Raw genomic sequence first — 22937 nt, 5'->3', positions numbered from 1 at the left:
GAGGTGGATGCCATGCCCCGCACAATCGCCATCATGGGCGTGTGCGCCCCCGAGCGCCGCACCTACGCGGAACGGACCGCCGTCGCCCTGTCGCGGCCCCTCCATCTGCTGCGCCACGCCGACCTGCGCGTATCCCACACCCTCCCGCTCCCCCGGCCCCGCGCGAACGACACCGTGTCGGTGGTCGATCTCGGAACCGACGTCGACCTCATCCACGCGATCTCGGCACGCGGCGGCACCGAGGTCGAAGCGGTGTGCGTCGTCGACGCCCGCCACATGATCGGCGACCTCCTCGACGACGCCGCCCTGTCGGCATCCGCGACTCCGGGCGACACCCGCGGTGACGTCGGCGCACGGGCACGACAAGCCGCGCTCGCGCTGGAGCTCGCGACGCGCATCGTGTGGGTGAACTGGGAGCAGGTACCCACCCGCGCGCTCGCGGTGCAGATGGCGCTGGCCTCGCACCTGAACCCCGCGGCGATCGTTCGACTCTCGCGCGACCCGGTGAGCGACCTACGCTCCGCGGCGACGCACGACGGTGAGATCCTCGAGCGCGCCGGTTGGGTGCGCGCCCTGAACGGCGAGCACGACCCCTACATGCGCGACAACCGCGTCATGACCCTCCGCTACGAGCAACTGCGTCCGTTCCACCCCGCACGGCTGTCGGCGGCGCTGGATCGGCTGGACGCGGGGGCGGCCGGACGCCTGGTGCGCTCGGCCGGATTCTGCCGACTGGCGTCTCGTCCCGGCATCCTGGCCCGGTGGGAGCACGTCGGATCCGCGATGTGGATCGAGCCGCTCGGCACCGACGACGGCCGCATGGGCATGGGACAGGAGCTCGTCTTCACCGGCCTCGATCTGTCGGCGCCCAAGCTCGCGCACGTGCTCGACCACGCCGCCCTCACCGATGACGAGCTCGCCGCCGGCCCCGCGGCATGGCTGACATTCGACGATCCGCTTCCCGCCTGGCCCGCGGTGGACTCGTCGATCCCGGATGCCACGGACTGAGCCTGTCAAGCCGGTCGCCCACGGGGGTGCGAGGGTGGAGCGTGGGTTCATGAGCACTCCTGAGATCCCCAGCCGCCACGCAGACGACGCTCGCGCCGACTCGGCGGCGCCCACCGATGCCGTGACCGACGAGGTGCGCGAGGACGCCGCCGAATCCGAAGAGCACGTCGAGCTCGACGACCACACCGGCGACAGCCTCGACGGTGACGCCGCCCCCGCCGACGATCCCGGATTCCCCGCCGCCGAGGGTCACGCCTGACCGCTGCATACGTCGGCATCTCGGGGTGGCGCTACCCGAGATGGCGGGGCGACTTCTACCCGAAGGGCCTCGCGCAACGACGTGAGCTCGAGTACGTCGGCCAGCGGATGCCGAGCGCGGAGCTGAACGGCTCCTTCTACTCGTTGCAGCGTCCGACGAGCTACCTGCGGTGGCGGAGCGAGGTCCCCGACGACTTCGTCTTCGCGGTCAAAGGATCTCGCTACGTCACCCACATGCTGCGCTTGGTCGGTGTCCACACGGCGCTCGCGAACTTCTACGCCTCCGGGGTGCTGGCGCTCGGCTCCACCCTCGGTCCGTTTCTCTGGCAGCTGCCCGAGCGCGTCGCCTTCGACGCCGACGTCCTCGACGCCTTTCTCGCCCAGCTCCCCCGCACCAGCGGTGAAGCTCTCGCGCTCGCCCGGCAGCACGACGAGCGGTTGGACGGCCGCGACTGGCTCGAGATCGAGGCCGACGTCCCGCTGCGGCACGCCTTCGAGCCACGGTCGGCCACCTTCGCCGAACCCCGCGCGGCCGAGACCCTCCGCTCCCACGGCGTCTCCCTGGTGCTCGCCGACACGGCGGGTCGGTGGCCGGCGTTCGATTCGCTGACCTCCGACCACGTCTACGTGCGCCTGCACGGCTCGCGCGAGCTGTACGCCAGCGGGTACACCGACGAAGAGCTGGACGAATGGGCCGCGCGGATCCGCGGGTGGCTCGACGGATCGGCGTCCCCCGACGGAACGCCCCGAGACGTCTACGTGTACTTAGACAACGACGCCCGCGGGCGAGCACCGTGGGATGCCGTGGCGCTCGCGGAACGGCTGCGGTGACGCACCGCCGGAACACGTGCCGTCAGGCGATACGCGTTCCCGGCGGCAGCCGCTTCGCGGGGGTGCGCGTGCGGGCGATACCCCACGCGAGCAGTCCGCCCGCCAGCAGCAGCTGGACGAACAGCCCCACGAACCAGCTCGGCGCCGTGCCCGCGATCCGCTCCTCGGTGCTCGGGTAGTCGTCGACGGACAACCCGCGCGATAGCGCGCACCCGTCGAACGAGGTGGTCGTCTCGGGCGCCAGTTGCGCCAGACGCACCCCCGAGGCGAGCTGCGAGAACAGATCGATCGGGTTGCCGTTCACGTACGTCGGCGGCGTCGCATCGGCGAGGATGACGAACGGGTTGGCCGCGAGGATCCACCACACGCGATCGAAGCGCGGCTGCTCGGACACGTAGCGCGATTCCACGCAGGGCAGGTCCTCGTAGCGAGGGCAGTTCGTCGATGTCGACGGGGAGCTCAGGTCGCACCCGAGGGGAACCGCATCCCAATCGACGTCGCGGCTGATGCTCGTCGTCTCGGTCCGCAGAGCCGCCCCGCCCAGTCCGAACGCGATGAGCGTGCCCACGGTCAAAGCCGCGACCAGCAGGTACGTGGACGCGACGGAGAAGATCGGACGGGCGATCACGGCGCTCAGTCCGACCCCGATCGCGGCGATGACGCCGACCTCGATGATCAGGATGCCGAGCGAGGTCACGATCGCGCCCGGATTGAGCTCCCCCGCGAGGGTCGCGACGACGAGGAAGGGCAGCGCGACGACGAGGAACGCCAGTCCCGAGATCCATGCGGCGAGGAACTTGCCGATCACGATCTCACTCGTCGTGACGAGGGTGACTTGGACGGGGGCCAGGGTCGCGGCATCCCGATCGCCGTTGACCGCACTCCCGCTCAGGGTGGGAGAGACGAGCAGGGTGAGCAGCAGCACAAGCATGATGACGAGCGAGAAGAACCACTCGCTGCCGCCGGTCGTGAGCGAGAACGCCGCGAACGACAGGCTCAGCAGCGCGACCAGGATGACGGCGAAGATGCCGAGAAGCACGTACCACCCCACCGAGCGCACGCGCTGACGCAGCTCGATTCCGATGATCGTGCGGAGGCGGTGGAGGTTCACGAGGCGCTCCCGTCGTCGGCGCGGTCGGACGGCGGGGCCGCGGGCGGCGCAGGATCGGTCGCGAGGGTGTCCGTGTCCCCGGGCGCGGGCGGCGAAACGTCGGCCTTCAGATCGAGGAACGCGTGCTCGAGATCGCCGACCGCCGGGGCGAACTCGACGATCGGCAGCCCCGCGGCCATGAGCGAACGCAGACCCGCGACGGCTCCCGCTTCGTCGGCGAACGGGACGAGCACATCGCGCCGGTCGACCCGCACCTCGCCGGTCGTGCGCCTGAGGGCGGCCGCGACGTCGTCGCGCACGGCATCCATGGAACGCCCGACATCGGCGGGAACACGCACCCGCCACACCCGCACGCGAGTCGCCGCCGCCGCGACGCGGTCGGTGCCGACCGTGCGCCCGTCGACCATGAACACGGCGTCGTCGACGACCTCTTCGAGCTCGGCGAGGACGTGGCTCGAGATGAGGATGGTGCGCCCCTCGGCCGCGAGGCGCCGCAGCAACACGCGCAGCGCGATGCGCGCCTGCGGGTCGAGGCCCGAGGCCGGCTCGTCGAGCAGGAGCACACGGGGGTCGTGCACCAGAGCCCGCGCCAGGGCGAGTCGCTGCTTCTGCCCCCGCGACAGCACGCGGGCGGGAGAGGCGGCGAGCGCGCCCAGGTCGACGAGGTCGAGCAGGTGATCGGCCCGAGCCCGTGCGTCGTCGCGCGACAGGTCGTACAGCTGCGCGGTGGCCACCAGCACCTCGCGAGAGGTCAGGCTCGGCCAGGCGCCCAGGGAATCCGGCATCCACCCAAGAAGGCGGCGCGCGCCGGCGGGATCGGACACGGGGTCGATGCCGCCGATGCGCAGCTCGCCCTCGTCGGGTTGCAAGAGGGAAGCGAGCATGAGCATCAGCGTCGTCTTGCCCGAACCGTTGGGCCCGACGAGTCCGGTGACCCGGCCGGGCAGGGCGGTGAACGTCACCTGCTGAACGGCCCGAACCGCGCCGAAGGACCGTTTGACTCCTGCGACGTCGATTCCGGCATCCATAGCCTCACCATAGGGGGAGCCTCCGACACCGCTCGCGTGCGATCATCCTCACCCGCCCGTCACGCCCGCTGATCGGGGTGGCTCACCCGGATCTTCGGCCGACTCGTCGCCCGCGCGTGTCTTCGGAACGCTTCAGGATGCAGCGAGCGCCCGCCCCAGTGCATCGCCCGAGGACCACGCGGTACGCACGGCGGCGCTGTCGCCCCACGCGTCTCCGCACGCGGAGAGCCCCGGTGAGCGGAAGAACGGCCGCCCGGTCGCCTGCGCGGGGCGCGCGAACGTCCAGCGGTGTGCGTACGTCGCCACGGGATCGACGCCGATGCGAAGGAGCCGCCGGACCGCCGTCAGCACCGGCGCGATGGCGGCGTCGGGATCGTCGAGGTGTCGGCGCGCGCGATCGGCGGTCGTGTGGACCACGAGCACGGGAGCACCGTCGCCCCGCCGGTCGCCGTCGTCGGCGACGAAAGACACGTCGGGGTCACCGTCGGCGAAGGCGCCGTGCAGATCGGCCTCCCACTGCCGCTCGTCCCACCGCAGGACGACGGCGATCACCGGCTCCCACTCCTGCGCGCCGCCGGGCGCCTCGCCCGTGAGGCGAGCGGCCTGCGGCGCGGGCATCGCGAGCACGACCTCGCCCGCCTCCTCACCGTCCACCCGGAACGGCTCGACCCGCTCGACGACGCGCGCGGCCGTGATGTCCAGCCCCTCGGCCAGGTCGAGGGCGAGGGAGCGCAGCCCGGCAGGGGCCGCCCACCGCATGGGCCCGTGCTTGGGCGTCTGCACGCCGTCCGCATCGACCACCTGGAACGTGTCCGTCCACGGCCGCGCAAGCCCGCGCTCCTCCCACTCCGCGACGACGTGACCGAAGCCTTCGGCCTCGCCGACCACGAAGTACGACGCCCCGAGGTCCACGGGTCGCCCGTCGATCGTGCGGCTCGACAGGCGTCCACCCACACGGCGCCCGCGATCGAGCACGCGCACCGAGCGACCGGCATCCCGAATCGCCCGCGCGCACGCCAGGCCCGAGATCCCGCCGCCGACCACCGTCACATCCGTCGTCATGCGGCCATCCTCCCGGGTGCGCGAACGGGCAGGGTCGGGGTTGCGCGGGCGGGAGTCGGGGGTGCGCGGGCCGGGGATCGGGGTTCGCGGGCCGGGGATCGGGGTTGCGCGGCCCGGGGATCGGGGGTGCGCGGGCCGAACTCCTGAGAATCGCTGCGTCTCCGCCCGTCCGAGGACCGACCCGACCGCCCCGCACGCCGAAACTCAGGAGTTCCGTACCGCCCGGAAGAATTCCACCCCCAGGTCGGGATGATCTACGAACACCCCGTTGAGCTCGGCGTCGCGCAGCACGGTCCACTCCCGTCGCCAGTCACCGAAGGCACCGTCGGCACCGGGTCCGCGGTACGCGGGCAGCAGGAACGCGTTCTCGGGTCGGCAGGTCCACGTGAACACCCGCAAGCCCCGGTCCTGCGCCTCGCGCACCACGCGCGCCGGGCCACGCGCCACTCCCGCCTCGTCGGGTGCGAGCACGACCCGCTTGTCGGGGCTGATCCCCTGCACCTCCGCCGCGAGGGCATCGAGTCCGGCCGCGGTCAGCATGGAGGCGTACGGGGTGGCGTCGGCCCCGTCGCGCTCCCGCAGGTCCCACGGCGCCCCCTGCGCCTCGATCAGCTGCACGAGGGGAATCCGGATGCCACGCTCCCGCAGCCGCGCCAGGACCAGGGGCTCGAACGACTCGATGACGAGGGCGTCCTCGGCATCCCGCCACCCCGCCGCACGCAGTTCGGCGTCGACGAGCTCGGCCATGTCGAACCCGAGTCGGGCGAAGGACGCCGCGTGCTTGATCTCGAGCACGACCCCGACGCCGCCCTCCCGCGCGAGGTCGAGGACGTCGCGCAGCGTGAGCACCGGCTCAATGTCGTCGTGGGTCGCGCTGTCGGGGCGCAGGGCCGGGATCCGTTCCCGACAGCGCAGCGTTCGCAGTTCCTCCGACGTGAAGTCCTCGACGAACCAGCCGCTCAGCCGCACCCCATCGACGATCTTCGAGGTGCGTCGCTCGGTGAACTCCGGTCGCATCGACACGTCCGTGGTGCCGGAGATCTCGTTCTCGTGCCGCACGATCAGCACGCCGTCCTTCGAGGGGACGACGTCGGGCTCGACGGCATCCACTCCTTCCGCGATCGCGCGCAGGTACGAGCTGCGCGAGTGCTCCGGGAGGTAGCCCGGCGCGCCGCGATGACCGATGACGAGAGGCACCCCGACACGCTAGCGAGACAGGGCGAACGAGCGGTGCGCTCAGAGCAGAATCCCAGTCAGCACAAGGATTCTCGCCCTCTGCTCGGCTAGTGTTGTTCCACAGCACGGTGCTGTGATCACCATCTTTTGGAGTGTGAGTTCCCGTGGCCCTCAACAACCCGGCATTCAACAACCCGGCGTTCCAGGACCCTCGAGCCGGTGGCGCGAATACGCGCTACAGCCCGCCCCCGGCCGTCGATCCCGCCGCCGCCGCATCGATCGAAGGCGCATACGCGGCCCCGTCGGCGAGCGCCGTCGACACCGGCCGCATGACGGTCGAAGACACCGTCATGAAGACCCTCGCGCTGTTCGGCATCCTCGTCGTCACGGCCGTCGTCGGCTGGGTCTGGTCGATGGCCGGCGTCAGCGCCGCCAACCCGAACCCGAGCGCCGCCCCGATGATCGTCGGTGGCCTGGTCGGCTTCGTGCTGGCGATGGTCGCGACGTTCAAGAAGAAGCCCTCCGTCCCCGTCTTCGTCGCCTACGCGGCGTTCGAGGGTCTGTTCGTCGGTGGCATTTCGGCGTTCTTCGAGTTCATCTTCCCCGGCATCGTCCTGCAGGCGACGCTCGGCACGCTCTCGGTCGTCGGTGTCACCCTCGCGCTGTTCGCGAGCGGCAAGATCCGCGCCTCGGCCCGCGCCACGAAGATCTTCATGATCGCGATGGTCGGCTACCTGGTGTTCAGCCTGGTCAACCTCGGCCTCATGCTGTTCAACGTTCCGATCGCCGGTGGTGCGTTCGGTCTTCGCAGCTCGATCGAGATCTTCGGCATTCCGCTCGGCGTCATCATCGGCGTCTTCGTGGTCATCATGGCCGCGTACTCGCTGGTGCTCGATTTCGACCAGATCCAGCGCGGCGTCCGTAACGGTGCCGCCCGCGTCTACGGCTGGGTCGGCGCCTTCGGCATCATGGTCACCGTCGTGTGGCTGTACGTCGAGATCCTGCGCATGATCGCGATCCTCCGCGGCAACAACTGACGCATTGTCTCATACGAAGGGCCGTCCCGTTTCGGGGCGGCCCTTCGTCGTGGGATGCCGGCATCCCGGCTCTCCTCCGCGCGCCCTCCCCGCCGTGCGCCCTCACCGGCCGCGCACCCGTTGAGTGTCCAAAACACCCGGACGCTCCGCGAAATCGCCCGGGTTTCTCGGACACTCAACGCCCCACCGCAGCCCGACAGCGCCCCGGCCCGCCGCGCCGCCCAGCCCTCGGCGACCCATCGAGTGTCCAAAACACCCGGACGCTTCGAGAAATCGTCCGGGTTTCTCGGACACTCAAGGCCCGGCAGTGCTTCGCCCGGCGCCCCAGCCCGCCCGACCCGCCCCGCGCCACGCACAACCCCGTTGAGTGTCCAAAACACCCGGACGCTCCGCGAAATCGCCCGGGTTTCCTGGACACTCAACGCCGCAGCGCGCCCCCGCAAGGGGTGTGGGCACCTCGCGGCCCGGCGCTAGCCTCGCGCCATGAGCCCCGCGAAGACCCCGGCCGAGACCCTCGACATCGACGGTCACGAGGTGCGCGTCACGAGCCCCGACCGGGTCGTCTTCGCCGAGCCCGGCCTCAGCAAACTCGACCTCGTGCGGTACTACCTCGCCGTCGCCGAGGGGGCCCTCCGCGGCGCGGGAGGACGCCCCATGGTGCTCAAGCGGTTCTCGAAGGGTCTCGACCAGGAGCCCTTCTTCCAGAAGCGGGTGCCCGAGAAGCACCCCGCTTTCATCGACACCGCGACCCTGCGCTACGCCTCGGGCACCTCGGCCGAAGAGACGGTGATCCGGGATGCCGCGGGACTGGCGTGGGTCGTCAACCTCGGCTGTCTCGACCTCAACCCGCATCCCGTGCGCGCGGAGGACCTCGGCCATCCCGACGAGCTGCGCGTCGACCTGGACCCCATGCCCGGGGTCGACTGGGCCCAGATCGTCGACGTCGCGTTCATCGCCCGTGAGGTGCTCGAAGACCACGGGCTCGTCGGCTGGCCGAAGACCTCGGGGTCCCGGGGCCTGCACATCCTCGTGCGCATCCGCCCCGAGTGGGACTACGCCGACGTGCGTCTCGCCGCCGAGACCCTCGCCCGCGAGGTCGAGAACCGCGCGCCGGGTCTCGCGACGGCCCGCTGGTGGAAGGAAGAACGCGGCGAGAGCGTCTTCGTCGACTTCAACCAGAACGCCAAGGACCGCACCGTCGCCTCGGCGTACTCGATCCGCGCGCTCCCCGACGCCCGCGTGTCGACGCCGCTCACTTGGGACGAGGTGCGCGACCGCCGTCCCGAGGAGTTCACCGTCCTCACCGTGCCCGAGCGCTTCCGCTCGATCGGCGACCCGCACGCGGGTATCGACGACGCCGCGGGCTCCCTCGACGCCCTCCTCGCCCTCGCGAAAGAGCTCGGCCCCGCCGAGAAGCCGCCTCGCGGGTCCGACGGATCCGGCCGCCGCGCCTCGACCATGCCGCTCATCGAGGTCGCCCGCACGAAGACCAAGCCCGAGGCGCTCGACGCCCTCGAGACGTGGAAGCAACGGCATCCTGAAGCAGCCGCCGCGCTCCACCCCGCCGACGTGCTCGTCGACGGCATGCGCGGATCGAGTTCGCTCTGGTATCGGGTCCGCGTGAATCTGCAGCACATTCCGGATGCCGCACGCCCGCCGCAGGAAGACCTGATCGCCGACTACGACCCCTGGGCCGGCCGTTCCTCGACCTGACCCCGCGCGAGCGAGGCGATGAGGTGTGCCCGGCCGTACGCGTAGGCCTCGTCGAGGTCGCCGCCGAGACGGAAGGCTCCGGCGAGTTCCATCGTCACGAAGCCCGTCGCCCATGCCGTGAGCAGGCGCGCGGCGTCGAGGGCGTGCTTCTCGCCCACGGCGGAGGTGGTCGCACGCAGCACCGGCGCGCTCGTGGCGGCGAGCCGGTCGGCATCCACCGCCGTCGTGAAGAGCAAGCGGAACGCCTCGGGCCGCTCGTGTCCGAAGTGACGGAACGCCCGCAGGAGGTCGTCGAGACCGGACGCCGCCTCGAGTCGGGCGGTGAGATCGTCGGCGCCGTCCGCGCCGACCAGCGACAACAGCGCCTCGCGGTCGCGCACGCGCTTGTACAGCGAGGGTGCCTTCACCCCGACGGTCACCGCAACAGCCTGCATGGTCACCGCACTCGGCCCACCCTCTTCGAGCAGGCGCACGGCTGCGGCGACGATCTCGTCGAGCGATGTTCTCTCCGGCGTCGGCATGACCTCTCCTTATAGCTATGAACATAAGCTATCATGGCTAACGTTCGTAGCCATCTCGGAAGGTCCCCATGAGACTCGCGCCATCGATTCACCGCATCGGCAACGACATCGTCGCCTCGTACCTCATCGTCACTTCCGAGGGCATCACCCTCGTCGATGCGGGACTGCCTGGTATGTACGCCGACCTGGGCCGCGAGCTCGGCAGCCTCGGTCGGACGCTGGACGACATCCGCGGCGTCGTCCTCACTCACGGCGACAGCGACCATGTCGGTTTCGCGGAGCGCCTGCGCCGAGAGCACGACGTGCCCGTCTTCGTCCACGCCGCCGATGCCGAACGCGCCCGGGGCGGCGACAAGCCGAAGAATCCCGTCGGCCCGATGCGTCTCGGACCACTGCTGCGCTTCGCCGCCTTCGGTCTGCGCAAGGGCATGCGGCCACGGTGGCTCACCGAGGTGCGCGAAGTCACCGACGGCGACACCCTCGACCTGCCCGGGAGGCCGCTCATCGTCGGCATGCCCGGGCACTCTCCGGGAAGCATCGCGGTGTACTCGGACGCCGTCCGCGCCGTGTTCGTCGGTGACGCCCTGACGACCCGGCATGTTCTGACCGGTCGCACCGGTCCCGGCCCGGCCCCCTTCACCGATGATCCCGCCGAGGCGCTCGCCTCGCTCGATCGCCTCGCGGGCCTGGATGCCGACTGGGTCCTGCCCGGCCACGGCGCCGCGTTCCACGGCTCACCGTCGAAAGCGGCTGAGGCCGTGCGGGCGGCCACGCGCGGCTGACGGCCGCGTGCCCTGACGTTCCTGGGTCGAGCGCGCCGAGGCGCTGGTGCGAGGCGCCTCCCCCTCCCACCTCCGGCGCGGCGGCCCGAACGGGAGCCGACGTCGCCGAGGCGCGGGACTCACCGCACGGGGTTTCGCGCCCTCAGCGCCGCCGCTCCCGAGACAGCACCTCCCCGCACGCCGCCGCCAACGTCCGCATGGCCCGCGCCGGACTCAGCGTCGTCGCGGCATCCAGGGCCTCGGTCGACAGGCGCTCGCGAAGCGCGGCATCCGTCAACACGCTGCGCAGAGCCTCGACCAGCGCGTCCTCGTCGCCGTCCGGAACCAGGATGCCGCCACCCCCGGCCAGCATGTCGCGCGGGCCGTAGCGGATGTCGTAGGCGACGACCGGCGTTCCGTGTGCGAGAGCCTCGGCGAGCGCGAGCCCCTGCCCCTCGAATGCCGAGGTGGTGAGGTACACCGCGGCCGCATCGAGGACCGAGCCGGGATCGGTGGTGAGCCCGGGGAGGACGACCGACTCCGTCAGGCCCAGATGCGCGACGAGCGCCTCGAGCTGACCGCGCTGCACTCCCTCCCCCCACAGCTCGAGCGTCGCGCCGGGCACGTCGACCGCCGCCCGTGCGAACGCACGGATGGCGTGATCCAGACGCTTGCCGGGGGCCAACCGCCCGAGCACCACGACCCGCCCCGCGTCGCGTTCGGTCGACGGCACCACGATCTCGGGGCCGGCGACCGCGTGCGGGGCGACGAGATCATGGGCGACCGGTCCGAAGCGGTCGCGCACATCGTCGCGCTGGTACGCCGTCGGCCAGAGCACGGCGTCGAAGCGCGGCGCGACGTCGAACCAGCGCCGCCAGAGGGCGTTGAGGTCGGAGTCGTCGCGGAAGGGGGGCTCGAGGTGGATCGTGTGCACGGTGTGCACGATCCGCACCCGGTCGTCACCCCACCCCACGAGCAGTTCACCCAGCTGGCGTGACTCGCAGATGAGCACGATCGGGCGGTCGTTCTCGGCGCGCAGGACCGCCGCCAGATGCGTCAACCACGCCCGATACAGGGCGCCGAATCCGTCGATCACGCCGACGGGACCGCCCGCGGCATCCCGGACCACGATCGGCGCCGTTGTCAGGTGCCAGTCCGGGTCGACCACGGTGGGCAGGTCGATCGCCCCGCCCGCGACGGCGCGGTACTGCAGCGCCGGGTCGGCCTGGCCCTCGTGAGACGCCTCGCGAACCCAGTCGGCCGCTCCCCCGTCGGGAGCGACCGCCTCGTCGAAGAGATTGCGGAAGACCCCGGATGCCGGCACCGCCTCGCGCTCGACGAAGGTCGCCCGGTGCGCGGCGTGGGCGTCGGCGGTACCGGGGTCGACGGTCAAGAGCAGCGGGGGCGCGCCCGCCTCGGACATCTGACGCGCTCGCGCGAGGGTGGAGATCGTATAGCCGCCGTCGAGGTCGGGGATGAGCCTGCTCGACAGGATCAAATACCAGGCATCGGGGAAGAGCGTCACGCCACCATCCTCCCGCACCGTCGGCTCTTGCTCTCGTTCGTGGCCGTGCGGGTGCCCGGGCCACCGCTCACGCCGAGCCTCGACGGCGCACCGGGAGGCCCCACGACCGCACCGACAGCAGGAGCTCTCCGAGCCCGCCGAGAACGACGATCGCCACACAGCTGACCGCCATGACGGTGAAGCCCATCACGGGACCCACCGCATCGAGGCCGAATCCGGCGAGTGTGGATCCGAGCGGGATGCCGGCTCCGACCCCGAGCGAGGGGTACGCCAGCAGCTCGGTGACGCGGTCGCGGTCAGCGCGAGCCTCGACGAGCGCGAACCCCGCCACGAGCACGGGGCCGATGACCGCACCCACCACGGCGGCGGCGACGAGCGCGAGCATCCCGTCGGCCGCGAACGGGAGCGCGAGGGAGACGACCGCGAGCACGCCGCTGCCGATGAGCCATCGCGCTCGAAGGGAGGCCCGGAATCGCAGCGCGCCGTAGACGAGGGCTCCGGCCGTGTTGCCGACGGCGAGGGCTGCCATCATGACGCCGGCGAGCCACGGGGTCCCCGTTTTCTCGGCCCAGGCGATGCTCGTGACATCGAACGAGCCGAACATGGCACCGACACCGACCCATGCGATCGTCACGGGCAGGATGCCGACCGGTGGCAGCAGCCGCACGCGGCGCCCGCTCGCGGCGACCTGAGGCGGCTCGGAACCGTTCAGCAGACCGAGCCAGACGAAGCCCACCACCCCGACGACAACCACGAGGACGAGGCCCGCCTGTGGTGCCCAGAGGGCTGCAGCGAACGTCAAGAGCGGTGGGGCTATGACGAACACGCTCTCGTCGGCGATCGACTCGATGGCGTAGGCACTGTGACGCCGGTCGGCCGAGACCAGCGCGCTCCACCGGGCCCTCACCGCCGGCCCGACATCGACCGACACCGCTCCGGCGACGAGCGACAGCACGAACCACAGCGCGATCGGCGTTTCGCCGAGCACGGCGGCGACGAGCACCGCCGTCGACAGCGCCAGCGTTCCCGACGCGACGAGAAGCACGCGGCGTTGTCCGCGCCGGTCCATGAGTCGCGACCACAGCGGGCCCGCGACCGCCATGCCGACGACGTACGCCGCGGCGACGGCCCCGGCGAGCGCGAAGCTCCCGGTGGCCGCTTGCACGAGGAGGATGATGCCGAGGTTGAGCGTGCCGCGCGGGAAGCGCCCCACCCACCCGGCGATCGTGAACCACGGGGCCCCGGGTGCACGCAGCACGTCACGGTAGCCGGAGAAGTCGAGACGGGTCATGTGAGACCGGTGCCGTTCTGGCCGGACGAACCCGGGGGATTCCCGAGGGCTGATCGCCGACGCCGCCAGCCTACCCGCCCCTCATACCCTCAGCGTGAGGAGGGACCCCGCCATACCCGCGTTCAGACAGAGCGCCGCCGGCGCCGGACGGCGAAGGGGCTTCGTCTTCGAGTCGATCGGGGTAGGGGCCCCGCTCCCATACGCTTCAGCAGGACCGGCGGAGCGCGCACGCCGCCGCGAACACGAGGCGAAGTGACGCGCCCTCCTGAGTCGATCGGGGTAGGGGCCCCGCTCTCGACCGGCGCGCCACGGCGCGCCCATACCTCAACAGGCAGACCACAGAGCAACGACGCCGCCGTCCAGCGGAGAGGTGTCGTCTTCGAGTCGATCGGGGAAGGGGCCCCGCTCTCGATTCGAAGACGACACCCCGGAGCTGGACGACGGCGTCGTTTCGGGGTCAGGAGTCAGCCGAAGCTCACTCCCATTCGATCGTCCCCGGCGGCTTCGACGTCACGTCGAGCACGACGCGGTTCACGTCGCGCACCTCGTTCGTGATGCGGTTGGAGATCTTCGACAGAACGTCGTAGGGCAGTCGCGTCCAGTCGGCGGTCATGGCGTCTTCGCTCGAGACGGGGCGAAGAACGATGGGGTGGCCGTACGTACGACCGTCGCCCTGCACACCGACCGAGCGCACGTCGGCGAGCAGCACGACGGGGCACTGCCAGATCTCGTTGTCGAGTCCCGCCTTGGTCAACTCGGCGCGGGCGATGGCGTCGGCCTCACGCAGGATCTCGAGACGGTCAGCGGTGACCTCACCCACGATGCGGATGCCAAGGCCCGGCCCCGGAAAGGGCTGACGGCCGACGATGGCTTCGGGCAGGCCCAGCTCGCGTCCGATCGCGCGGACCTCGTCCTTGAAGAGGGTGCGCAGCGGCTCGACGAGCTCGAACTGCAGGTCTTCGGGCAGACCGCCGACGTTGTGGTGGCTCTTGATGTTCGCCGTACCGGCTCCGCCGCCCGATTCGACGACGTCGGGGTAGAGCGTGCCCTGCACGAGGAAGCGCACCTGCTCGCCCTCGGCCTTCGCTTCGGCGACGAGGTCGGCCTGCACCTTCTCGAACGCGCGGATGAACTCGCGGCCGATGATCTTGCGCTTCTGCTCGGGGTCGCTGACGCCGGCGAGGGCGTTCAGGAACGTCTCGCGCGCGTCGACGGTGATGAGCTTGACGCCCGTCGAGGCGACGTAGTCGTTCTCGACCTGCTCGCGCTCACCCTGGCGGAGCAGACCGTGGTCGACGAACACGGCGATGAGCTGGTCGCCGACGGCCTCGTGCACGAGGGCGGTCGAGACGGCGGAGTCGACGCCTCCGGAGAGGGCCGAGATGACGCGGCTGGTGCCGACCTGCTGGCGGATGCGCTCGACCTGCTCGGCGATGACATTGCCGCTGTTCCAATCGGCGGGGAGACCGGCGGCCTTGTGCAGGAAGTTCTCGAGCACGTGCTGACCGTGGTCGGAGTGCTTGACCTCGGGGTGCCACTGCACGCCGTACATGCGGCGCGCGTCGTTCGCGAAAGCCGCGACCGGGGTGTGGGCGGTGCGCGCGAGCACCTCGAAGCCCTCGGGGGCCCGCGAGACCTGGTCGCCGTGGCTCATCCACACGTTCTGCTCGGCGGGCTGACCCTCGAGCAGCGTGCCCTCGGTCACGACCGTGGCGTCCGTGGCTCCGTACTCGCGGAGGCCCGTGTTCGCGACCTCACCGCCGAGGGCTTTCGCCATGACCTGGAAGCCGTAGCAGATGCCCAGGGTGGGCACGTCGAGGTCGAACACGCCGGTGTCGAGACTCGGCGCACCGTCCTCATACACCGACGAGGGACCACCGGACAGGATGATCCCGACGGGGTTCTTCGCCGCGATCTCTTCCGCGGAGGCGGTATGCGGCACGATCTCGCTGTAGACGCCGGCCTCGCGGACGCGGCGGGCGATCAGCTGCGCGTACTGGGCGCCGAAATCTACGACGAGGACGGGGCGCTGGGACGTTTCGGTCTGTTCGGTCACCGGTTGCCTTCCGGGGCGGGAACGGGAGCGGAGGCCGTGGCGGCCTCGCGCTCGGCGAGGTAGGCGCGCACGCGACGGGCGGTGCGCACCTCGAGGATGAAGGAGAGGAACGGCACGACGCCACCGAGGGCGAGGAACACGAAGCGACGGAACGGCCACCGCATGAGGCTCCAGACGCGGAAGCACGAGATGAGGTAGACGACGTAGAACCAGCCGTGGGCGACCAGGATCGCCAACGAGACGTTCACGCCGTCGCCCGTCGACAAGATCGAGCATCCGCTACCGCCGGGGACGAACAGCGAGAACCACTGGCAGTCGGGGCCGGGCACGGCATCCGCGAACCACAGGAATCCACCGGATCCACCGAGGAACAGCTCCACGTGAATGGGCGTGTACTTCAGGATCATCTCGGCGACCAGCAGGAGCAGGCCGACACCCGTGATGATCGAGCAGATCTGGTAGAACTTCAGGGCTCCGCGGATCGCCGGGAAAGAGGCGAGCTTGGGGGCGCGGGGCATGGAGGCCAGTCTAGTCGCGGGATTCCGCGGCGCCTGCCGCGAGCGCCTCGGACTGTTCGTCCTCGAGATCTTCCACTTCTTTCTCCCAGGCATCGCGCGCGAGGCGGTACCAGAGGTAGAGCGCGAAGCCGGCGAAGATGGCCCACTCGGCCGCGTAGAAGATGTTGAGCCAGTTGACGCGCGAGCGCTCGTCGGGCGCGGGCGATGCGATGGCCTCGAGCGGCCCGATCGCCGTCTGCGACGCGATGTACTGCCGGTAGACGTCGAGGCCCTGCGTGTCGTGCCAGCGGCCGAGCAGCATGGCGGGCGACATCTTCACGAGCGTCAGAGGATCGGCGTCGGCGGGCGGGATGGACGCGCCCTCGTCGGAGATGAGGCGGCCGGTGACCTCCACGACGGCAGTGGGGTCGGCCTCGGCCTCGGCGCGCAGCGACTCGGCAGCGGCGTTGGCGTCATTCAGGCTACTCGTCCAGCCGGTGGCGACGGCGATCGACGTCGGCTGAGCCGCTCCGGCGATGCGCAGCTGCCCGGTCACCCAGTAGCCCTGGACGTCGTTGTTGTAGCGCGATGAGACGACGATGAAGTCGGATGCCACCCAGGTGCCGCTCGTCTCGACCCGCTGCCCCACGAGGGGCTCCGCCAGGTAGTCACCCGGCTGCACGACGTCGGCGAGCGGACGCACCACCTCGGTCTGACCCGGCTCGGGGGGTGAGGTGTCCACCGCGCGCCCGAGCTGCCACTGCCCGAGCCACGCGAGCACGCCGGCCACGACGAGGGAGAACGCGAGCAGTGCGATCCACCGCGGCCGCAGCATGACTTCCCGCAGCGTCGGCGGGAAGATCTGCGGCGGAGCCGGCTCGGTCGTGGGGACGGAGGTCATGGAACTCCGCGATCAGTGCCCGTACGGGGCGACGACGACCTCGACGCGCTGGAACTCCTTGAGGTCGGAGTATCCGGTGGTCGCCATCGACTTCTTGAGAGCACCGATGAGGTTGGCCGTGCCGTCGGCGACGGGCGCGGGACCGTAGAGAACCTGCTCGAGCGGGCCGACGCGGTCGACCTCGACGCGACGGCCGCGCGGGAGCTTGGGGTGGTGGGCCTCAGGGCCCCAGTGGAAGCCCCGACCGGGAGCATCGGTCGCGCGAGCGAGCGCGACACCGAGCATGACGGCGTCGGCTCCCATGGCGAGCGCCTTGACGATGTCGCCCGAGGTACCCACACCGCCGTCGGCGATCACGTGGACGTAGCGCCCGCCGGACTCGTCGAGGTAGTCGCGGCGAGCGCCGGCGACATCAGCCACGGCCGTGGCCATCGGTGCGTGCAGGCCGAGAGTGGCGCGCGTCGTCGAAGCCGCTCCCCCACCGAACCCGACGAGGACACCCGCCGCGCCGGTGCGCATGAGGTGCAGCGCCGCCGTGTAGGTGGCGGCCCCGCCGACGATGACGGGGACGTCGAGGTCGTAGATGAACTTCTTGAGGTTGAGGGGCTCGGCGACCTTGGACACGTGTTCCGCCGACACCGTGGTACCGCGGATCACGAACAGGTCGACGCCCGCCGCGACGACGGTTTCGTAGAGGTCCTGCGTGCGCTGCGGCGTAAGGGCTCCGGCGACCGTGACGCCCGCGGCACGCACCTCGGCGAGGCGGTCGCGCACGAGTTCGGGCTTGATGGGCTCGGCGTAGAGCTCTTGCATGCGGCGGGTGGCATCGGCATCCGGCAGCGTCGCGATCTCGGCCAGCAGCGGCTCGGGGTCGTCGTAACGCGTCCACAGACCCTCGAGGTCGAGCACGCCGAGCCCGCCGAGGCGGCCCAGCTCGATCGCCGTGCGGGGGCTGACCACGGAATCCATGGGGGCGCCGAGCACCGGGATCTCGAAGGGGAACGCGTCGATGGTCCACGCGGTCGAGACGTCTTCGGGGTTGCGCGTGCGCCGCGACGGCACGACGGCGATGTCGTCGAAGGTATACGCGCGGCGGGCGCGCTTGGCGCGGCCGAGATCGATCTCCATGGTCACCCCCTCAGCCTACCCGCGCCCCCGGACATCGCCGTCGGCACCATTCGACACCGCGGCGGTTCCGCTCACCGCGCACGAGCCACCCTCTTCTCGTCCCAGACCGGCTCGGCGGCCTCGTACACCTCGCCCTCGGAGCCGAAGACGAGGAAGCGGTCGAACGAGCGCGCGAACCATCGATCGTGGGTGACGGCGAGGACCGTGCCCTCGAACCGCGACAGCGCGTCTTCCAACGCCTCGGCCGACGCGAGGTCCAGGTTGTCGGTCGGCTCGTCGAGCAGCAGGAGCGTCGTCCCCGACAATTCGAGGAGCAGCACCTGGAAGCGCGCCTGCTGCCCCCCGCTCAAGGTCTCGAACGACTGCTGCGCCTGCGCGATGAGCCCGTAGCGGTCGAGGGCCGAGCTCGCGGCATCCCTCGGCATCCCGGCCCTGTCGTCGTCGCCTCGGTGGAGCAGGTCCAGCAGAGTCCTTCCGACGAACTCCGGATGCCGATGAGTCTGTGCGAACCACCCGGGGACGACCCGGGCGCCCAGGACGGCGCGACCGGAATGGGCGACCCGGTCGAGTCCCGCACCCACCGTCGTCACGTGCCCCAGGAGCGTGTCGGGATCGGTACCTCCTCCGGCGAGCAGGCGCAGGAAATGCGACTTCCCCGAGCCGTTCGATCCGAGGACAGCAACGCGGTCACCGAACCACACCTCGAGGTCGAACGGCTTCATCAGCCCGGTGAGCTCGAGCTTCTCGGCGATCACCGCGCGCTTGCCGGTGCGGGCGCCGCGCAGGCGCAGGCGGAGATCCTGCTCCGGGGGTCGCTCCTCGGGCGGGCCGGCCAGCTCGAACTTCGACAGGCGGGTCACCGCCGCCTGATACCGCGAGGCGAAGCCGTCGTTGGCGGCGGCGGCGACCTTCATGCGTGCGACCAGGGCGCGTAGTTTCTCGCGCTCCTCGTCCCAGCGGCGCCGGAGTTCCTCGAAGCGGGCCATGCGGTCCTCCCGCGCGGCGCCGTACGTCCCGAAGCCCCCGCCGTGCACCCAGGCGGTGCTGCCGGCAGCGCCGGATTCAAGAGTGACGATGCGATCGGCGGCACGGGCCAGCAGCTCGCGGTCGTGGGACACGAGCAGCACCGTCTTGCTCGTGGCCCGCAGCTGCTGTTCGAGCCAGCGCTTGCCGGGCACATCGAGGTAGTTGTCGGGCTCGTCGAGGAGGAGCACGTCGTCGGGCCCGCGCAGCAGCGCCTCGAGAGCGAGCCTCTTCTGCTCCCCTCCCGACAGCGTCGACAGCTCGCGGAACCGCGCCCGCTCGTAGGGCAGTCCGAGCGCGGTGATCGCGCAGGTGTCCCACACCGTCTCGTGCTCGTACCCACCGGCATCCGCGTAGTCGGCGAGCGCCACGGCGTACCGCATCTGCGCGTCGAGGTCGTCCTGCTCGATCAACGCGTTCTCGGCCGCCTCGAGCTCGAGCGCCGCCCGACGGACGCGCGCCGGCGACACCGACACGAGAAGGTCGTGCACCGTCTCGCCCTCGCGGCCGTGTCCGATGAACTGATCCATCACCCCGAGCGAACCGCTCATCGACACGACGCCGCCGTGCGCCTTCTCGTCACCGCGGACGATGCGCAGCAACGTGGACTTCCCCGCCCCGTTGGGACCGACGAGCGCGGTGGTCACGCCTTCCCCCACGCGGAACGTCACCTCGTCGAGGAGGGGCCTGCCGTCGGGCAGGGTGAACGAGATGGTGGCGAGGTCGAGGTATCCCATGGCGGCATTCGTCTGGGCCGCACGCGGCGGCGACGGCGACGACCGGATGCCGTGGCATCTTCGCGTCGGCCCGCGTCGAGCGAGCCGATCAGACTATCGGGTCGCGAAGCCGTCGTGCCGCACGGGGAACGACGAAGGGCCGGGCTCTCGGCCCGGCCCTTCGTGACAACGCTTACTTCTTGTAGTTGGGCGCCTCGACGACGATCTGCACGTCGTGCGGGTGCGACTCCTTGAGGCCCGCCGAGGTGATGCGGACGAACTTGCCCTTGGACTTCAGTTCTTCGACCGTGCGCGCACCGACGTAGAACATCGACTGACGAAGGCCGCCGATGAGCTGGTACGCCACCGCGGCGACCGGGCCGCGGTACGGGACCTGACCCTCGATGCCCTCGGGGATGAGCTTGTCGTCGCTGGGCACGTCGGCCTGGAAGTACCGGTCCTTCGAGTACGAGGTCTTCTTGCCGCGCGTCTGCAGAGCACCGAGCGAACCCATGCCGCGGTACTGCTTGAACTGCTTGCCGCCCTGGAAGACGATCTCGCCCGGCGACTCGTCGGTACCGGCGAGGAGCGAGCCGAGCATGACGGTGTCGGCACCCGCGACGAGGGCCTTCGCGATGTCGCCCGAATATTGCAGACCGCCGTCGGCGATCACGGGGACACCGGCGGGGATCGCGGCCTGAGCGGCTTCGTAGATCGCGGTGACCTGCGGCACGCCCACACCCGCGACGACGCGCGTGGTGCAGATCGAGCCCGGGCCGACGCCGACCTTGACGGCGTCCACTCCCGCGTCGATCAGCGCCTGGGCGCCCTCGCGCGTCGCGACGTTGCCGCCGATGACATCGATGTGATCGAAAGAGGCATCGGCCTTGAGACGGCGGACGATGTCGATGACCCCGGCCGACTGTCCGTTCGCGGTGTCGACGACGAGCACGTCGACACCGGCGTCGCGCAGGGCCTCGGCGCGCTGCCACGCGTCACCGAAGAAGCCGATGGCCGCGCCGACCCGCAGACGCCCCTGGTCGTCCTTGGTCGCGAGGGGGTACTTCTCGCTCTTGTCGAAGTCCTTGATCGTGATGAGGCCGGCGAGCTTGCCGTCGTCGTCGACGAGGGGGAGCTTCTCGACGCGGTGCTTCGCGAAGGTCGCGATGACGTCGTTGGCGTGGATGCCGACGTGCCCGGTGATCAGACCGTCCTTCGTCATGACGTCTTTCACGAGCGTGGTCTGGCGTTCAAAGCCCGAGACGAAGCGCATGTCGCGGTTGGTGATGATGCCGACGAGCACGCCGTCGGGGTCGACCACGGGCAGACCCGAGATGCGGTACTGCGCGCACATCGCGTCGACCTCGGCCACCGTGGCATCCGGGTTCGTCGTGATGGGGTTCGACACCATGCCCGACTCGCTGCGCTTGACCTGGTCGACGATGCCGGCCTGGTCGTCGATCGAGAGGTTGCGGTGGACGATGCCGATGCCGCCCTGTCGCGCGATGGCGATCGCCATGCGCGCCTCGGTGACGGTGTCCATCGCGCTCGAGAGCAGGGGCGTGGCCACCGTGATGCGGCGGCTCAGACGCGACGACGTGTCGGCCTCGCTCGGGATGACGTCGGTGTGGCCGGGAAGCAGCAACACGTCGTCGTAAGTCAGTCCGATGAAACCGAACGGGTCGTGCTGCTCCATGAATCCTCCTGCGCGCGCGGCGCCTGCTCGAAAAGGGACGTCATCGGCCGGCGTGCGCGAGGCTCACCGGTACTGATTCTAAACGTCGGCGGCTGAGGAATGTTCCCGAGCGCGGGCCGTCGTGCGCACGGCCTGGGACACGGTTCGCTAACGACGCGTCGTTGGAAACACCCTCGACACATTACGCTCGTAGCGTCGACCGTCGAAGCTGACGGGACGACTTCGTCAGCGCTGCCGAACTGGAGACTCCGTGGGTCATTCCTCCCCCACCGCGATACGATCGCGCACCATATCCCGCATGGCCGTGATCGTCTCGCTCTTCGCGAGCGCGGTCGCCGTCCTCAGCATGTTCTTCGCGGCACCCGCGAACGCTCAGACCACGCCCGCTCCCACACCCGCCGTCTCGGCGGGAACCGGAGACGTCTCGACGCAATACTCCATCGGCGGCATCATCCGCGCCGGCGATGAGCCCGTCGAGGGTGTCCAGGTCAACGTCGAGGGCTCGGGCTTCTCAGAGGTCGGCACGACGGGCGCTGACGGGCGTTGGTCGGTATCGGTGCCCGGCCCGGGCGCCTACACCGCCACACTGCAGGTGGACACCCTCCCCGACGGCGTCGCCCCTCGCGACCCCGACAACGTCACACGCGACGTCACCATCGGGACGACGAACACGGTCAACGTGCTCTTCCCGACCGGCGAGGGAACCACGGCGAGCGCTTCCATCTGGGACACGCTCTTCTCGCGCTTCTTCTACGGACTGAACTTCGGACTCCTCCTCGCCCTCGCGGCCATCGGTATCTCGCTAATCTTCGGCACGACGGGCGTCAACAACTTCGCCCACGGCGAGATGCTCACCTTCGGCGCCATCATCTTCTACGTCTTCACCGCGATGGGATGGAACATCCTGCTCGCGATCGTCTTGACGGTGGCCCTGTCGGCCGCCCTCGGATGGACCCAGGATGCCGTGCTGTTCAAACCCCTGAGGAAACGGGGCGTCGGCCTGGTCCAGGTCCTCATCGTCACGATCGGCCTGTCGATCGTGCTGCGCTACCTGTACCTCTATTTCTTCGACGGCGGCACGCGCAACATCGACACCGGAATCACCGACAACGTCACGATCGGTCCGGTGACGGTCACCCTGACCTCCATCATCAGCATGGGCATCAGCGTCGTCATGCTCGGCGCGGTGGCCTACTTCCTCACCCGTACCCGGATCGGCAAGGCCACCCGCGCCGTCAGCGACAACGCGTCGCTCGCCGCCGCGTCCGGCATCAACGTCGACCGCGTCATCCGCATCGTCTGGGTGCTGGCGGGCGCTCTCACCGGCCTGTCCGGGGTCCTGTACGGCCTCTACCGCGGTGTGACCTGGGACATGGGCTTCGCGATCCTGCTGCTGCTCTTCGCCGCGGTGACCCTCGGTGGACTCGGGAGTGCGTTCGGCGCCCTCGTGGGCTCGCTGATCATCGGCATCATCACGGAACTGTCCACCATCGTCATCCCACCCGACCTGCGGTACGCGGTGGCCCTGATCGTGCTCATCGGCGTGCTGCTGTTCCGGCCGCAAGGTGTGCTCGGTCGTAAAGAGCGGATCGGCTGAG

20 protein-coding genes are annotated in these 22937 nt (G+C 70.4%); 7 read left to right on the top strand and 13 right to left on the bottom strand.

Going from position 1 to position 22937, the window contains the following annotated elements; translation table 11 throughout:
- Positions 1-12 precede the first annotated feature (12 nt).
- Genes J2X55_RS05640 through J2X55_RS05630 form a run of 3 tightly spaced genes read left to right on the top strand, consistent with a single transcriptional unit; the run spans position 13 to position 2097 of the window.
- Positions 13-1008 (top strand): GTP-binding protein, encoded by a 996-nt coding sequence (locus J2X55_RS05640; RefSeq protein ID WP_309822291.1) that lies wholly within the window; start codon positions 13-15, stop codon positions 1006-1008.
- A gap of 49 nt (positions 1009-1057) precedes the next feature.
- Positions 1058-1267: a hypothetical protein gene (locus J2X55_RS05635; protein ID WP_309822290.1), complete on the top strand. Its 210-nt coding sequence runs from the start codon at positions 1058-1060 to the stop codon at positions 1265-1267.
- Positions 1264-2097, top strand: a complete 834-nt coding sequence (locus tag J2X55_RS05630) for a DUF72 domain-containing protein (protein ID WP_309823015.1) — start codon at positions 1264-1266, stop codon at positions 2095-2097. Before J2X55_RS05635 ends, J2X55_RS05630 begins: the two co-directional genes overlap by 4 nt.
- A 22-nt stretch (positions 2098-2119) precedes the next feature.
- Here the strand turns inward: J2X55_RS05630 and J2X55_RS05625 are convergent, their stop codons facing one another.
- From J2X55_RS05625 to J2X55_RS05610, 4 genes are all read right to left on the bottom strand, one after another.
- Positions 2120-3208 carry an ABC transporter permease gene (locus J2X55_RS05625; RefSeq protein WP_309822289.1) on the bottom strand — a complete coding sequence of 363 codons (1089 nt, stop codon included), beginning with the start codon at positions 3206-3208 and terminating at the stop codon, positions 2120-2122.
- Positions 3205-4236 (bottom strand): ABC transporter ATP-binding protein, encoded by a 1032-nt coding sequence (locus J2X55_RS05620; RefSeq protein ID WP_309822287.1) that lies wholly within the window; start codon positions 4234-4236, stop codon positions 3205-3207. The genes J2X55_RS05625 and J2X55_RS05620 overlap by 4 nt, the downstream gene beginning before the upstream one ends.
- Positions 4237-4368: 132 nt before the next feature.
- A complete protein-coding gene (locus J2X55_RS05615) occupies positions 4369-5298 on the bottom strand; it encodes an FAD-dependent oxidoreductase (RefSeq protein WP_309822285.1) in 930 nt (309 codons plus the stop codon).
- 204 nt (positions 5299-5502) lie between these two features.
- Positions 5503-6495 (bottom strand): glycerophosphodiester phosphodiesterase family protein, encoded by a 993-nt coding sequence (locus J2X55_RS05610; protein WP_309822283.1) that lies wholly within the window; start codon positions 6493-6495, stop codon positions 5503-5505.
- Positions 6496-6638: 143 nt separating this feature from the next.
- Between J2X55_RS05610 and J2X55_RS05605 the strand changes: the two genes are divergently transcribed.
- Together J2X55_RS05605 and ligD are read left to right on the top strand one after the other, a co-directional pair.
- Positions 6639-7511 (top strand): Bax inhibitor-1/YccA family protein, encoded by an 873-nt coding sequence (locus J2X55_RS05605; protein ID WP_309822281.1) that lies wholly within the window; start codon positions 6639-6641, stop codon positions 7509-7511.
- A 483-nt stretch (positions 7512-7994) separates the two neighbouring features.
- On the top strand, positions 7995-9224 hold the full coding sequence (gene ligD / locus J2X55_RS05600; RefSeq protein ID WP_309822279.1) for a non-homologous end-joining DNA ligase: 1230 nt from the start codon (positions 7995-7997) through the stop codon (positions 9222-9224).
- On the opposite strand, the gene J2X55_RS05595 is transcribed toward ligD, so the two are convergent.
- Positions 9191-9745 (bottom strand): TetR/AcrR family transcriptional regulator, encoded by a 555-nt coding sequence (locus J2X55_RS05595; protein WP_309822277.1) that lies wholly within the window; start codon positions 9743-9745, stop codon positions 9191-9193. The genes ligD and J2X55_RS05595 overlap by 34 nt on opposite strands.
- A 68-nt stretch (positions 9746-9813) precedes the next feature.
- Here J2X55_RS05595 and J2X55_RS05590 point away from each other — a divergent pair, with 68 nt between their 5' ends.
- Positions 9814-10527: an MBL fold metallo-hydrolase gene (locus tag J2X55_RS05590; protein ID WP_309822276.1), complete on the top strand. Its 714-nt coding sequence runs from the start codon at positions 9814-9816 to the stop codon at positions 10525-10527.
- Between the two features lie 142 nt (positions 10528-10669).
- Here the strand turns inward: J2X55_RS05590 and J2X55_RS05585 are convergent, their stop codons facing one another.
- From J2X55_RS05585 to guaB, 8 genes are all read right to left on the bottom strand, one after another.
- Positions 10670-12031 carry a glycosyltransferase gene (locus J2X55_RS05585; protein ID WP_309822274.1) on the bottom strand — a complete coding sequence of 454 codons (1362 nt, stop codon included), beginning with the start codon at positions 12029-12031 and terminating at the stop codon, positions 10670-10672.
- A gap of 67 nt (positions 12032-12098) precedes the next feature.
- Positions 12099-13322, bottom strand: coding sequence for an MFS transporter (locus J2X55_RS05580; protein WP_309822272.1), 1224 nt, complete (start codon positions 13320-13322; stop codon positions 12099-12101).
- A gap of 475 nt (positions 13323-13797) precedes the next feature.
- On the bottom strand, positions 13798-15378 hold the full coding sequence (gene guaA, locus J2X55_RS05575) for a glutamine-hydrolyzing GMP synthase (protein WP_115915852.1): 1581 nt from the start codon (positions 15376-15378) through the stop codon (positions 13798-13800).
- On the bottom strand, positions 15375-15896 hold the full coding sequence (locus tag J2X55_RS05570) for a DUF3817 domain-containing protein (RefSeq protein WP_115915853.1): 522 nt from the start codon (positions 15894-15896) through the stop codon (positions 15375-15377). The genes guaA and J2X55_RS05570 overlap by 4 nt, the downstream gene beginning before the upstream one ends.
- 10 nt (positions 15897-15906) lie before the next feature.
- Positions 15907-16776 carry an SURF1 family protein gene (locus tag J2X55_RS05565; protein ID WP_115915854.1) on the bottom strand — a complete coding sequence of 290 codons (870 nt, stop codon included), beginning with the start codon at positions 16774-16776 and terminating at the stop codon, positions 15907-15909.
- Positions 16777-16788: 12 nt separating this feature from the next.
- On the bottom strand, positions 16789-17904 hold the full coding sequence (locus tag J2X55_RS05560) for a GuaB3 family IMP dehydrogenase-related protein (RefSeq protein ID WP_115915855.1): 1116 nt from the start codon (positions 17902-17904) through the stop codon (positions 16789-16791).
- Positions 17905-17975: 71 nt separating this feature from the next.
- Positions 17976-19664: an ATP-binding cassette domain-containing protein gene (locus tag J2X55_RS05555; RefSeq protein WP_309822268.1), complete on the bottom strand. Its 1689-nt coding sequence runs from the start codon at positions 19662-19664 to the stop codon at positions 17976-17978.
- A 172-nt stretch (positions 19665-19836) separates the two neighbouring features.
- Complete coding sequence (gene guaB / locus J2X55_RS05550; protein WP_115915857.1) at positions 19837-21339, bottom strand: IMP dehydrogenase; 1503 nt, start codon at positions 21337-21339, stop codon at positions 19837-19839.
- Positions 21340-21637: 298 nt separating this feature from the next.
- Here guaB and J2X55_RS05545 point away from each other — a divergent pair, with 298 nt between their 5' ends.
- Positions 21638-22936: a branched-chain amino acid ABC transporter permease gene (locus J2X55_RS05545; protein WP_115915858.1), complete on the top strand. Its 1299-nt coding sequence runs from the start codon at positions 21638-21640 to the stop codon at positions 22934-22936.
- The last annotated feature ends 1 nt before the right edge of the window (position 22937 follow it).

Origin of the sequence: Microbacterium sp. 1154 (assembly GCF_031455375.1) — a bacterium.
Lineage (GTDB): Bacteria > Actinomycetota > Actinomycetes > Actinomycetales > Microbacteriaceae > Microbacterium.
This window is presented reverse-complemented; position numbering and strand designations above follow the sequence as displayed.